Below are 12837 nucleotides of genomic sequence, written 5' to 3'. Positions count from 1 at the left end.
GACGACGAACCAAACGGGTTTTAAGCGGCGCAATCATAGCCTGCTTCAAGTGAACTAACCATGCAGATGCCACGCCGATTCAATACGTACTGTCCGCACTGTAACGAACATCACCAGCACGAAGTCGAGAAGGTTCGAACCGGTCGCCAGACTGGGATGAAAAAGGTTGCCGACCGACAGCGAAAACGCCAGACGTCTTCGATCGGTAACTCCGGGAAGTTCTCGAAAGTTCCCAGTGGGAACAAACCGACGAACAAGACCGACCTCAAATACCGCTGTAACGAGTGTGGCAGCGCACACCTTCGAGAAGGATGGCGCGCTGGCCGAATCGAATTCCAAGAGTGATTACAATGGCAGGATCTTACTACAACGTCCACTGCGGTGACTGCGAGAACGAACAGATCGTCTTCGGAAAAGCCTCCACGGAGGTCGCGTGTGCTGTCTGCGGAACGACGCTCGCCCGACCGACCGGCGGCAAAGCCGAAATCGACCACGAGATCGTAGAGACAGTCGAGTCACGATGAAGTACAGTGGCTGGCCCGACCCCGGCGAACTCGTCGTCGGCAAGATCGACGAGATCGAGGACTTCGGCGTCTTCGTCGATCTCGAGGAGTATCAGGACAAACGCGGCCTGATTCACATCTCCGAGGTCGCGAGCGGCTGGATTAAAAACGTCCGCGACCACGTCCGCGAAGGCCAGATCGTCGTCTGTAAAGTCCTCGACGTCGACGAGTCCCACGAACAGATCGATCTTTCGCTCAAAGACGTCAACGACCACCAGCGCTCGGACAAGATCCAGGACTGGAAAAACGAGCAAAAAGCGGACAACTGGATGGACTTGGCGCTCGAGGAGGACAGCGACGACGATGCCTACACCGCGATCGCGAACGAACTGATCGGCGTTCACGGAAGCCTCTACAACGGCTTCAAGCAGGCGGCGATCCACGGCGAGGAAGCCCTCGAAGACACCGATCTCACCGACGACGAGATCGACGCACTCGTCGAAACTGCCCGAGAAAACGTCTCGGTTCCGTACGTCAACGTCACCGGCTACGTCGATCTCGAGAACGCCTCTCCGTCGGGCGTCGACGGCATCCGTGAGGCGCTCGAGGCCGCCGAAGGGAACGGCGGGGTGCCCGATGAGGTCGAACTCGAGGTCGTCTACGTCGGTGCACCGGAGTACCGCATCAAGGTCCGTGCGCCGAACTACAAGACTGCCGAATCTCAGCTCGAAGAGAGCGCGAGCCGCGCGGTTGCGGCGATTCAAGAGCAGGGCGGCGACGGCGAGTACCACCGCGAGCGCAAGACCGACGACGAGTAAGAACGTGAAGGGGAGTCGTCGCACGCCCACTGTTGCGTGCGAAGGGGACAACGAATGAAATCTAACATACGGGTGTGTTCGGCGTGGGAACAGGCCCACGAACGCCCGGTTTACACGCTTTCTGAGACGTGCCCGGACTGCGGAGCCGACGCCGTCAACAGCGCGCCGGCACCGTTCGATCCGACCGACAAACACGGCGAGTACCGACGCGCACTTAAGCGTCGCAATCGCTGATACGGGTATGGACGAACTCGAGGTCGACGCAGTTGCCGAGGTCGAGGTCGACGACCCAGTACTCGTCGAAGGGCTGCCCGGCGTCGGACACGTCGGAACGCTCGCCGCAGAGCACATTCTCGAGGAGCTCGACGACGAGAGCACCGTGATTCGACGCGTCTATTCGCGCGAGTTCCCGCCACAGGTCACGATCGAGGACGGCGTCGCCGAACTGACGTGTGCGACGCTACACGCAGTATCGAACCCCGAAGGCCGCGACATGCTCGTGCTCACCGGCGACCACCAGGCACAGACCAACGCCGGTCACTACGCGCTCACGAGCGCCTTTCTCGACATCGCCGACGAGTTCGACACGTCGGAGATTTACTCTCTCGGAGGCGTTCCGACCGGCGAACTCATCGAAGAGTACGCGGTCATCGGCGCGGTCACCGACGAATCTCGCGTCGAACCCCTCGAGGACATCGGCGTCGAGTTCCGCGAGGACGAACCGGCGGGCGGTATCGTCGGCGTAAGCGGCCTGTTGCTCGGACTCGGCGCGCGACGCGGATTCGACGCGGCGTGTCTGATGGGCGAAACCAGCGGCTACCTCGTCGATCCCAAGAGCGCTCGAGCAGTGCTCGAAGTGCTCGAGGAAGCGATCGGGATGGACCTTGAGTACGAGTCGCTCGACGAGCGCGCCGACGAGATGGAAGACGTCATCGGCAAGATCCAGGAGATGGAACAACAGCAACAACAGCAGTCGATGGAGATGCCGACCGACGACGACCTGCGGTATATCGGCTAGACGCGGTCGACGAGACGACTCTTTTCGAGAGATTTTGATAGCGCGGGACACTCCGACCTAGAGTCAAAGACAACCTCAGACGACGCCGCCGACTCCCATCACCAGGAAGACGACGCCGAAGCCGGCGAGAACGACGCCGCTCAGTATCGAGATAACTGGGGCAAAGGCGTCGAGACGCCGGCCTACCGAAACGAGCGCGGCCGGATAGCTCACGATCCAGACCGCGATTCCGATGAAAAAGCCGAGCAACAGTGCGACCGAACCGGTCTGGACGACCAGCGCCCCCTCGAGTGCCGCACCCACGCCCGGAACGTGGGCGAAGACGTCGAGAGTGCCCGACTGGAGGAGGCCGACGCCGACGGTGAGCCAGAACCCGATCTGGTAGGGGTTCGTCAGCGACAGCGCAAACGTTTTTTGGAAGCCTCTCGAGGCTCCCTTGGTCTCGTCGATGAAGCCGCTCGAGGACCCCGCCTCCTGAAACGCGCCGACGGCGAAATACAGCATGAGTACGCCACCGACGAGATAGAGAGCGGGTCTGAGTACGGGATAGTGATCGATAATTGCGACGGCGCCCGCGAGTGCGCCGATGAAGAAAACGATGTCCGCGAGCATAGCTCCGAGGCCGGCTCTGAACCCCGCCGTCCATCCGCGGAGCACGCTCTCCTCGGCGATAATGGCGTTCATCGGCCCCGGTGGCGCGGCCAGGGCGATGCCGAAGACCGCTCCCACGAGAAGCGTCGTAACGGTGGTAAGCACGTGTTCGACTCGAGGGTGAGCGACCGGTAAAGAATGTCGACATCGGTCGGCTCTCGGCGCGATTGCCTCGCTTGGCGAGGAAATCGGCTACTGCTCCTCTCTTCGAATAACCGTCTCGATCTCTTCGTAGGGAACGCTCCCCTCGCCAGCCGGCTGTCCGTCGAGTTCGAGGTACGCCGGCTCGGAGTCGGGGTTCCGGCTGCCGGTGATCTCTCCGGTCACCTCGGTGCGTTCCTCGCCGGTCATTGCGTAGCTCTCGACTTCGACGACGTCGCCGATATCGACCAAGTCGTCGACCAGTTCCATCGCTTCTCGTTCGTCGGCTTCGGGAGGGATCTGTAGTTCAGTCATAGTCGTTCGATCGTGTTTACCACAACTGCGCGCGCGGCGTCTCACAGCTATCGCAGATGACCGCCTCGTTTCCCTTGTAGCGCCCTTTCTCGAGTTTCCCGTCCGAACAGGACGGGCACGCCCGCCCCTCGAGAAGGGCGACTAACCGACTGCCGTCGGATTGGGTCGTTGCCATATCACTACACTCCGTCGGTCGATACCGAAGGGGTTGGCCATGCACCTGCAGGTCGAAGCCGCGAGTCGACACGGCTATTTCCGTGCCTCGAGAACGTCCAGAGAGATAATGTGGCCCTGGGGACACCTCGGCGTCGCGTACTTGTTGTACAGTTTCTACACGCACCGCCGATTCGACCGCGCGCCGAGTGCACTGGCAGTGATCGCACTCGCGATCGGATCGCAGCTTCCCGACCTCGTCGACAAACCGCTCGCGTGGACGTTCGACGTGCTTCCCGGCGGGCGAACGCTCGGTCACTCGATCTTCTTCGCGATCGCGCTCGTCACCGTCGTCTACGCGCTCGCGATTCGGTTCGATCGGCTCGAGGTCGGAACGGCGTTCGTCATCGGCCACGTTTCCCACGTTCTCACGGATATTCCACCGTCGGCGCTTCGAGGGGACTTTTCCGGTACCGAATTCCTCCTCTGGCCCGCGGTCGAACAGCCGCCGGAAGAACCCGTCGGCGGCATCTTCGACGCCATCCTGACCTACTACGCGCTCGGCCCGTACGAAATCTTCCAGTTCGGGCTGTTCATCGGGGCCGCGCTCGTCTGGTACCGCGACGGCATGCCCGGGCTAGGGTACGCCCGGTCGATCCTCGCTTGAGGGCGAAAAACCGACACAGAGGCGTAACCGACACCCGAGCCGTCGCCATTTTATCGGAAATCTCTCAGCAGTTCCCGTCGCTCCCGGACCGCTGGTGCTATCCCCGCGATGGACCAAATTCCGGGTATGCGCCAGTTTGTACTCATCGGGCACGACGTCCCGACGGAACCGGAGTTCTCCCTCGACAACCTTGCCGGCGGGGCGGGCAGACTCGACGCGCTCTGTCGGTCGATCACCGCGTCGTTCGTCACCTCCCACGGCATCCGCGAGGACGTTCGCGTCCACCTCGTGATGCAGGACGAACTCACGATCAGCTTCGACGGGAGCGAACTGCGGAATCTCCACCCCGACGAGCGTTCGACCGCCGCGCTCGTTCGGACCGCACTCGAGCACCGCGAGGAGGCCATCGGCGCGCTTCCGGCGGAACCGAGCCCCGGCGTCGAACTCTACCGACGCGGGTTCGAGGCGACGCTCGAGGCGGTCGCGGAGGACGGTACGGTCGTCCAGCTTCACGAGGACGGCGAAGCGGTCGTCGACGCGTCGGTGCCGGCGGATCCCGTATTCGTCCTCTCGGATCACCACGATTTCACGGCGGACGAGCAGGAACTCCTCGGGGAGTACGCCGACCGGCGGCTCCGTCTCGGTCCGGAGCGCCTCCACGCGGATCAGGCGATTACCGTTTCCCACCACTTTCTCGACACCGACGGCTACGAGCGGTTCTGAGCACCGGCGGCGACGAGTAGTTGTGATCGATTGACCGGTAAGCGGGTCGAAGCACAAGCGACTAAACCCCGCCGCGACATTCTCCCATCGAAAGCCGAATGTCCGAACAGAAGCGTCTCGTCGTCGTCTGTGGACTGCCCGGGACGGGAAAAACGACAGTCGCACGCGAGCTCACCGAACGCGCTAACGGCGTCTTGCTCCGAACCGACGTCGTTCGAAAAGACCTGTTTCCCGAACCCGAATACACCGACGAAGAGGTTCAGGCTACGTACGACGAACTGTTCGATCGCACGCGAACGGCTCTCGAGGATGAGGGTGTGGCCGTCCTCGATGGAACCTTCCGACGAGAGTCGCTTCGAAGCCGGGCTCGTCGTGTGGCCCGTGAGACGGACGCGACGTTCGAACTCGTGCGGGTCACCTGCAGCGAGGAAGTCGTTCGCGAACGAATCAACGAACGCGAAGACGACGAGAGCGACGCCGACTTCTCGGTTCATCAGCTGCTCCAATCGGAATTCGAACCGCCGACGATTGCCCACCAGACGGTCGATAATTCTGGATCGGTTGCCGAGACGAGACAACAGATCGCCGAGCTGTGGTGAGTCGACGCGATTGCGTTGTGACCCAGACACGATCTCGAGCGAACGGGTAGTTTCGTATCTACGACGAAATCTCGAACAAGTATTAGTAATACTAGAATTGAGCCCGCGAGAACGAAACGGACGAGCGAGAGAACTGCGTCCACAGCGTTTGGGTAGTTCTCGTCCGCTCTGACCCGCCCTTCGTGTCGCAGATAGCTATCAGATCTTCTGCGACGTCGAATCTCCGCCGTCCCGTGGCGGAGACTCGTGCCTCTGACAACCCTGAGTGAGGTGGGAATGGGTGCTAGTACTCCCACCGTCAGGGCTATTTACTCATTAGACAAAACTGGTAAAACGTTCTTTGTGTGGGCAATATTTGTGTCGGTTATTGACGAGGAGAAGGGATCGAGAACGGGCGGGCCTGTTCGAACAATCACAACTGGTTCACAGAGCACACCGCCGGAGCATATTCTCCGATTCGGGAGGTGTTCGAGGGCGAGCGCAACCGTTACCGGCACTCGGACCATCCGTCCGAACGAATGACTGATGGGTTAGAGCGCGACGTTGCCGAAACCGGAACAATCACAGAACGACGGGACGACGTGACCACTCGAGTGCGATCGCACGCGGGCCAGATCGCTCGCGAACTCGCCCTGTTGCAGGGCGGCGACTACGGACAGGAGACCTTCGACACGGAGGCCGCGACGTGGACGGTGAAATACGAAGCCGGCGACATCCAGTACCTTCGATTCGACCCGAATTCCGGCGACGAAACGTACGTTATCTCGACCAAACAGCCGGCGGATCCCGAGGCGCTCGAGAGAGCGATGGAAGACTACGGGGCGTTTATCGACGCCTACAACGAGTACGTCGCGTCGTTCGACGAGGTGCTCGAGGACGTTCCCGACGAGTTCCCGCCGATCGAATCGGCGGCGGATCTCGTCGCCGAACGCGACCGGATCGTCCGGCGGATTCACGAGGCCGCGACCCAGATGGCGGGGCAGTTACACCGCTACGAAGGCGAGTATGGAACGTACTCGACGACCATATCGGGAACCCGCTGGGAACTCAAGTGGGACGGCAGTGAGGTGTCCTATCTCCGCGTCGGCGGCTCCGATGGAACCTATCTCGTCTCGCAGTACGGACCGCCAGCCGCGTCCGAACTCCGGCGGCTCGCCGACGACGTGGGGGCGTTCGTCGACTCGTTCAACGCCGAGATAGCCTCCCTCGAGTCCGATCTCTCGGAAGTATCGCTGGGTACCGCCGAGCGATGAGCGGGCGTCGGAGACCAGGTTCTAACTTGTGCCGCCGACTCCAACTCACGGCACCGCCAACGGGTCCCCGCCGCTAACTCGCGTCTCTATCGTCGACTCGAGTCCGCGTTTGTCACGTGTAGGTTGTGATTTCTCGTTTTCACGTCGACCCTACATCCGAAGCGCCGGTTGACAGTCTCGGCCTACGAACGATTCACCGAGGAAAGGGTTTGACAATCAGGGTAACTGACTATCTCCCTTTTCCCCATCTCGTCCCCACTAGACAGTGTCTAATGATGACAACACGACGTGCAACACTATCAGCGATTGGCGCGCTAGGAGCGGGAGCGGCACTCACTGGGTCGGCACTGGCGGTGGGCGAACACGAGGACGACGAACGAGCACCGGACGACGATATCGACGACGATGACGTCCCGGACGGCGTGTCTGCGGTTCGAGTCGCACACTTCTCGCCGGACGCTCCGGCGGTCGATATCTACCTCGACGGCGAACAGGTTCTCGAGTCGGTCGACTACAACGACGTAACGCCGTATCTCGAAATCGAACCGGGAACGGCGGCGGTGACGATCACCGCGGCGGGCGACTCGGAAGCCGTCGTCTTCGAAGACGACGTTTACTTCGGGCAGGCGTTCTACACCGTCGCAGCGATCGGTGAGCTGGAGGCCGACACGTTCAGCCCGCTGATTCTGACCGACGCTGGATCCTCGTTGGTTCGGCTCGCACACGCGTCTCCGGACGCACCGGCGGTCGACGTCGTCGGCAACGACGGCTCGATGGAACTGTTCGAGAACGTCTCGTTCGGCGCGGCGACGAACTACGTCGCACTGCCCGCCGGCAGTTATAGCCTCGACGTGCTCCCGGCCGCAGACGGAGCCCAAGAGCCTGACGCTGGCGGAGAGGCTCCCGAGTACGAGGACGATGCGACCGACAATTCGGAAGACGACGGGGACGATAACGGAGCCGGCGAGCACCACGACGACGAAGCGTCCGAGAACGGTGCCGATGACGAGTACGGCACGGAAGACGATTACGAGGACGACGAGGTCGAAAACGCTCCCGACGAAGTCGAAGAAGCGGTTGCCAGCCTCGACGTGACCCTCGAGCAAGGCGGCGCGTACACCGCCTACGCGATCGGCTACCTCGAGCCGGAAGCGGACGAAGAAGCGTTCGATGTCGCCCTGACCGAGGACGGGCCGATGGCGATGGTCGAAGACGACCCGTCGGAGGCCGACGAGCCGGACCCCGAAGACGAAGCCGACGAGTATTCAGACGATGAGACTGACGAGTACGAGGACGGACCTGACGCCGAGGAAGCCCCAGAAGACGACGCCGGTTCGGATGACGTGACTGATTCGGACGACTACGGCGCTGACAACGAGACGGCAACGAACGGCAACGAAAGCGCAATGGACGGCGACGAAACCGCCGGCAACGAGTCGAACTACTAACGGAGAATCCGGCACTCGAAGAGAACGTCCCCTCCCCGTTACCCCGACGGAGATTGGAACCGTCGTCGAAACACGGTGGTCGCCGTCTTCTTTTGGTTTTGCTCCCTAGTGAATCCGGACATAACTGTCCGAACGAATCGATCAGGACGGATACGGCAACGAGCAGTCGCTCGAAGCCTGTTACTCTGGAACTGTCTGCGACCAAGCGGGCTCGAGCGCCACCGGCGGGAACGGCGGGAGCCGACGGTCGAGGAGGAAGGAGTGAAGAAAGCGTCGGCACACGACGATCAAGCGTCGACGTATCGTTCTACCCACTCCTGTCGTTGCTCGAGAATGCGTCGTCCCTTGGGGGTCAACGCATAGTAGTTCGTCCGACGGTCGATCTCTCCTTTCTCGACGAGTTCGAACTCGACGAGCGTGTCGAGATTCGGGTACAGTCGACCGTGCGTAACCGGTTGGTCGATGTACCTATTGATATCGTCCAGAATCTGCTGACCGGACGGACGGTCCATTCCTGCAATAACGTACAACAAGTCACGTTGGAATCCTGTAAGCTGGTCCATGGATCACCCTCTGAGTAACGACCTTCATCGATCTATGGCTTTGTTATAGGGCGTGTACGCTCTCCACAGCGGTTTCGTTCGTCTCGAGTTGGAGTGGCTACTCGCCGCGACTCCGCCTCGGTGATTCAAGCGGGGCCGCTGTCGCTGTATTTTTGCGGGTGACCGGCGTATCGGCCGCTATGAACGAGGATTCGCTCGCGTGGGAGACCACCGACAGCACGGTAGCCTACTCCTGTCCGGGCTTCGATATCGTTAACGAGACCGTTCAGCTTCCCGACGGAACCGAAACCGATTTCGATTACCTCACCGAGCCGCCGAGCGTCTGCATCCTCCCGTTGACCCCCGACGGAGACATCGTCTGCATCGAGGAGTGGCGACAGGCGGTTTCCAGAGTCAATCGCGGACTCCCCGTCGGCGGCACCGAATCCGACGACGTCGACCTCGAGGCGGCCGCCCGTCGCGAGCTTCGCGAGGAAACCGGCTACGAAGCCGACACTCTCGAGTCGCTCGTGACCGTCGAGCCCGCCAACGGGTTCGCCGACACGGTCGTCCACTTCTTCGTCGCACGAGGCTGTCGACCGACGGCCGATCAGCAACTCGATCACGACGAGAGCATTCGCGTCGCGACGACGACGCTCGAGGACCTCACCGAAGCCGTTGCCGACGGAACCATCCGTGACGGGCGAACGGTGCTCGCGCTCTCGTACTACCGACTCTTCGGGGACGAGTGAGCGCGAAAAAAGGGGTGCGTGGTCGACGTAGTGAAGCGACCTCGTCGCTATCGTTGCGCTGATTAGGTCAGTGCAACGACCGAGGGCTGGTCGTCGTTCTCTTCGTCGGCACCGTTCTCGTCATCGGCGGTGTCGTCCTCGTCGTCAACGCCGTTTGCTTCGTCGTCATCCATCTCGTCGTCCTCAGCGTCTTCCTCATCTACTTCTTCCTCGAGGTCGGTCGTGTCGCCGAGGGTGAGCGTCTGTGCCGTCGCATCGCCGATCGTGATCGCTGATGCGGAGGCCTGCGAGACGGTTTCGCCGTTCTCGTCGTCAACGCCGTTCTCGTCGTCAGTCTCGTTGTTATCTTCGTCAGCAACGCCGTTCTCGTCAGTAGCGCCGTTCTCGTCAGTCTCGTTGTTGTCTTCGTCAGCTGCGGGTTCGTCGGCCTCGTCATCTTCCGCATCGTCGGCCTCGTCGTCACTCTCGAGTGACTCGACAGTCATCGAGTCGATGTTGAGATCGTCAACGTCGAACTGCTCGATGGTGAGTTCGTCGATCTCTTCGGTCTGACCGTTTTCGTCGTCAGCGGCACCGTTCTCGTCGTCAGTCTCGTTGTTATCTTCGTCAGCAACGCCGTTGTCGTCGACGCCGTTATCGTCAGCGGCACCGTTCTCGTCAGTCTCGTTGTCGTCAGCCGCTTCGTCGTTTCCATCGTCGTTGAAGATGCCACCGACCCAGTCGCCGATCTGGTCGATGACGCCGTCATCGTCTTCGACGGTGAGTTCGTCGATGGTCATCTGATCGACGTCCATCGTTTCGATGGTGAGTTGCTGAACGGTTAGCTCGTCAGCATCCTCGTCGATTAGGTCTTGCTGAGCGTCGTTCTCGTCATCGTTCATCTCGTCGTTTTCTTCGCCAACGCCGTTTTCTTCGTCAACGCCGTTGTCTTCCTCATCAGCGGTGTCTTCTTCGTCGTCAACACCGTTTGCTTCGTCGTCATCAGCGGTGTCGTCCATCTCGTCATCCGCCATCTCGTCCTCGTCGAGTTCGAGGTCGTCGAACGAGACATCCTCGAGCTCGAGTGACTCGATTTCGATGTCGGAGATGGTCACGTCGCCAGCGTCGGCGTCATCATCAGCGACACCGTTCTCGTCAGCGGCGCCGTTCTCGTCGGTCTCATTGTCGTCAGCGGCGCCGTTGTCGCCGTTATCGCCGAGTTCCTCCTCGAGTTCCTGCTCGTCCTCGATATCGAGGTTCTCGACGTTCAGCTCATCAATTGTTGCGTCCTCGACGGTAACGTTGTCGAGGTCGAGTGTACCCACCTGTACGTTTTCTAGCGTTGCGCTCGTGTCTCCGGTGTCGTCGGCGGCCGTTGTCGCGCCGGCGAGGGCTGGACCCCCCGAAAGGGCGACTAACAGGGCGACGAATACAACACCGATTTTCTGCGGTCGTGAAACCATGCCTCCAACAGTACATCCCTATCAGGGCTAAAACGAGGCGACTGTTACAATGTTGTCTCGGAGAAAACCACTGTTAGAAAACCTGAAACGGTCACTAATGGCTGATTCACTGTCGTCTTCTCGTGAGTCGTTCACACCCTAGCCGACGGAATCAGGATGTCGTTCACGGCGAATGACCGTTATCCTTGCACTCGCCATTCGTGCCGATCGCGGTCGATGGAACGGAACGTTTACCGCTTCGCTCGCAAACACACGGTAGATGCGCGAGTGCTTCGAACTCCAAGACACCGACGCCGGAGGGCGGATCGGCGAACTCACCGTGCCGCGTGCCGACGTCACCGTCGAAACGCCGGCGCTCCTCCCGGTGATCAATCCGAACCTAGACACGATCTCCCCTCGACGACTCGCCGACGAGTTCGGCGCGGAGATTCTCATCACCAACTCCTATATCATCTACAACACCGACGATGTTCGCGAGCAAGCGCTGTCGGAGGGACTTCACGAGGTCCTCGACTTCCCAGGGGCGATCATGACCGACTCGGGTTCGTTTCAGCTCTCGGAGTACGGCGAAATCACCGTCACCACCGAGGAGATCCTCCAGTTTCAGGCCGACATCGGCTCGGACATCGGAACGCCCGTCGATATCCCCACGCCGCCGGACGTTTCCCGAGAACAGGCGAGAGACGAACTCGAGACGACCAAAGACCGACTCGAGATCGCCGAAGGGGTCGACGTCGGAGAGATGCTAATCAACGCACCCGTTCAGGGGTCGACCTATCCGGATCTCCGGGAAGAGGCCGGTCGCCACGCAGACGCGACCGATCTCGACGTATTCCCCGTCGGCGCGGTCGTCCCGCTGATGAACGACTACCGGTACGACGACATGATAGACGTCGTCGCCGCCGCGAAACGCGGGCTCGGTGCCGACGCACCGGTTCATCTCTTCGGCGCGGGCCACCCCATGATGTTCGCCCTCGCGGTCGCGATGGGCTGTGATCTGTTCGACTCCGCGGCCTACGCCCTCTACGCTCGCGACGATCGCTATCTTACGGTCCGCGGTACCCAGCATCTCGAGGATATCGAGTACTTCCCGTGTTCGTGTCCCGTCTGTATCGAGCACTCGCCCGACGAAGTTCGTGCGCTTTCGAACAAGGAACGAGAGAAGACCCTCGCCGCCCACAACCTCCACGTCACCTTCGGGGAGATCCGTCGGATCAAACAGGCGATTCGAGCGGGGAACCTCCTCGAGCTCGTCGAAGAACGTGCCCGATCCCACCCGACGATGCTCGACGGCTACCGAACGCTACTGGACCACGCCGACCAGCTCGAGGCCGCCGATCCGGTTTCGAAGGGCGCGTTCTTCTATACCTCCCACGAGAGCGCCCGTCGCCCCGAAGTGCTCCGCCACCGGGAGCGACTCGAGCGGCTCTCGGTTCCCGACACTCTCTTTCTCACGGAAGGCGACTCCGACGGCCCGGAGACGTACGACGACTCCTGGCGAGTCAAACCGCCCTTCGGCCCGTTCCCGCGGGCGCTCTCGAAGAGCTATCCCCTCACCGCCGAAATTCCCGACCGGATCGACGACGGAGCGCTCGAGGCTGCCGCCGACGGCGTCGCCCGGCTCGTCGAGGAAAACCCCGACACCGAGTTCGGATTGGGTCACCTCGGCTGGCCGGCGGCGGTGCTCGAGAACGTTCCCGACTCGGTCGAAGCGATCGACTTGACGACGGAACACCGCTAGCGAGAGCCCATCACACCCACCGGTTCGGCGACCACGTCACCAGAACAGCAAAGAGGCGCGGGGGTACTTTG

At 61.3% G+C, this 12837-nt stretch carries 17 protein-coding genes; 12 read left to right on the top strand and 5 right to left on the bottom strand.

The window, feature by feature from the left end; all coding sequences use genetic code 11:
* Nucleotides 1–60 precede the first annotated feature (60 nt).
* Genes ACZ5C7_RS11400 through ACZ5C7_RS11380 form a run of 5 tightly spaced genes read left to right on the top strand, consistent with a single transcriptional unit; the run spans nt 61 to nt 2339 of the window.
* Nucleotides 61–345: a 50S ribosomal protein L44e gene (locus ACZ5C7_RS11400; RefSeq protein WP_464376427.1), complete on the top strand. Its 285-nt coding sequence runs from the start codon at nt 61–63 to the stop codon at nt 343–345.
* 5 nt (nt 346–350) lie between these two features.
* Nucleotides 351–524, top strand: a complete 174-nt coding sequence (locus ACZ5C7_RS11395; protein WP_283834633.1) for a 30S ribosomal protein S27e — start codon at nt 351–353, stop codon at nt 522–524.
* Complete coding sequence (locus tag ACZ5C7_RS11390) at nt 521–1321, top strand: translation initiation factor IF-2 subunit alpha (protein WP_464376426.1); 801 nt, start codon at nt 521–523, stop codon at nt 1319–1321. The genes ACZ5C7_RS11395 and ACZ5C7_RS11390 overlap by 4 nt, the downstream gene beginning before the upstream one ends.
* Before the next feature lie 54 nt (nt 1322–1375).
* The gene (locus ACZ5C7_RS11385; RefSeq protein ID WP_464376425.1) at nt 1376–1555 is read left to right on the top strand and encodes an RNA-protein complex protein Nop10; all 180 of its coding nucleotides are present in this window, start codon (nt 1376–1378) and stop codon (nt 1553–1555) included.
* A 7-nt stretch (nt 1556–1562) separates the two neighbouring features.
* Nucleotides 1563–2339 carry a proteasome assembly chaperone family protein gene (locus ACZ5C7_RS11380; RefSeq protein WP_464376424.1) on the top strand — a complete coding sequence of 259 codons (777 nt, stop codon included), beginning with the start codon at nt 1563–1565 and terminating at the stop codon, nt 2337–2339.
* A 75-nt stretch (nt 2340–2414) separates the two neighbouring features.
* Here ACZ5C7_RS11380 and ACZ5C7_RS11375 read toward each other — a convergent pair whose 3' ends face one another.
* From ACZ5C7_RS11375 to ACZ5C7_RS11365, 3 genes are all read right to left on the bottom strand, one after another.
* Nucleotides 2415–3095 carry a LysE family translocator gene (locus ACZ5C7_RS11375; protein WP_464376423.1) on the bottom strand — a complete coding sequence of 227 codons (681 nt, stop codon included), beginning with the start codon at nt 3093–3095 and terminating at the stop codon, nt 2415–2417.
* Nucleotides 3096–3182: 87 nt separating this feature from the next.
* Complete coding sequence (locus tag ACZ5C7_RS11370) at nt 3183–3446, bottom strand: hypothetical protein (RefSeq protein WP_464376422.1); 264 nt, start codon at nt 3444–3446, stop codon at nt 3183–3185.
* A 16-nt stretch (nt 3447–3462) separates the two neighbouring features.
* Nucleotides 3463–3621: an HVO_A0556 family zinc finger protein gene (locus ACZ5C7_RS11365; RefSeq protein WP_464376421.1), complete on the bottom strand. Its 159-nt coding sequence runs from the start codon at nt 3619–3621 to the stop codon at nt 3463–3465.
* A gap of 108 nt (nt 3622–3729) precedes the next feature.
* Here ACZ5C7_RS11365 and ACZ5C7_RS11360 point away from each other — a divergent pair, with 108 nt between their 5' ends.
* From ACZ5C7_RS11360 to ACZ5C7_RS11340, 5 genes are all read left to right on the top strand, one after another.
* Complete coding sequence (locus ACZ5C7_RS11360) at nt 3730–4266, top strand: metal-dependent hydrolase (RefSeq protein ID WP_464378437.1); 537 nt, start codon at nt 3730–3732, stop codon at nt 4264–4266.
* A 126-nt stretch (nt 4267–4392) separates the two neighbouring features.
* A complete protein-coding gene (trmY, locus tag ACZ5C7_RS11355) occupies nt 4393–4989 on the top strand; it encodes a tRNA (pseudouridine(54)-N(1))-methyltransferase TrmY (RefSeq protein WP_464376420.1) in 597 nt (198 codons plus the stop codon).
* Between the two features lie 98 nt (nt 4990–5087).
* On the top strand, nt 5088–5588 hold the full coding sequence (locus ACZ5C7_RS11350; protein ID WP_464376419.1) for a P-loop nucleotide/nucleoside kinase family protein: 501 nt from the start codon (nt 5088–5090) through the stop codon (nt 5586–5588).
* 518 nt (nt 5589–6106) lie between these two features.
* The gene (locus ACZ5C7_RS11345) at nt 6107–6841 is read left to right on the top strand and encodes a hypothetical protein (protein ID WP_464376418.1); all 735 of its coding nucleotides are present in this window, start codon (nt 6107–6109) and stop codon (nt 6839–6841) included.
* Nucleotides 6842–7116: 275 nt separating this feature from the next.
* The gene (locus ACZ5C7_RS11340) at nt 7117–8289 is read left to right on the top strand and encodes a DUF4397 domain-containing protein (RefSeq protein ID WP_464376417.1); all 1173 of its coding nucleotides are present in this window, start codon (nt 7117–7119) and stop codon (nt 8287–8289) included.
* A gap of 287 nt (nt 8290–8576) precedes the next feature.
* Here ACZ5C7_RS11340 and ACZ5C7_RS11335 read toward each other — a convergent pair whose 3' ends face one another.
* On the bottom strand, nt 8577–8852 hold the full coding sequence (locus ACZ5C7_RS11335; protein ID WP_464376416.1) for a PadR family transcriptional regulator: 276 nt from the start codon (nt 8850–8852) through the stop codon (nt 8577–8579).
* Between the two features lie 179 nt (nt 8853–9031).
* Between ACZ5C7_RS11335 and ACZ5C7_RS11330 the strand changes: the two genes are divergently transcribed.
* Nucleotides 9032–9583: an NUDIX hydrolase gene (locus ACZ5C7_RS11330; RefSeq protein WP_464376415.1), complete on the top strand. Its 552-nt coding sequence runs from the start codon at nt 9032–9034 to the stop codon at nt 9581–9583.
* 62 nt (nt 9584–9645) lie between these two features.
* On the opposite strand, the gene ACZ5C7_RS11325 is transcribed toward ACZ5C7_RS11330, so the two are convergent.
* Nucleotides 9646–11025, bottom strand: a complete 1380-nt coding sequence (locus ACZ5C7_RS11325; RefSeq protein WP_464376414.1) for a hypothetical protein — start codon at nt 11023–11025, stop codon at nt 9646–9648.
* A gap of 259 nt (nt 11026–11284) precedes the next feature.
* Here ACZ5C7_RS11325 and tgtA point away from each other — a divergent pair, with 259 nt between their 5' ends.
* On the top strand, nt 11285–12766 hold the full coding sequence (gene tgtA / locus ACZ5C7_RS11320) for a tRNA guanosine(15) transglycosylase TgtA (protein ID WP_464376413.1): 1482 nt from the start codon (nt 11285–11287) through the stop codon (nt 12764–12766).
* The last annotated feature ends 71 nt before the right edge of the window (nt 12767–12837 follow it).

This window comes from Halostagnicola alkaliphila (assembly GCF_055379965.1).
Note: the sequence above shows the minus strand (reverse complement) of the source record. Positions and strands in the feature narration are given on the sequence as shown.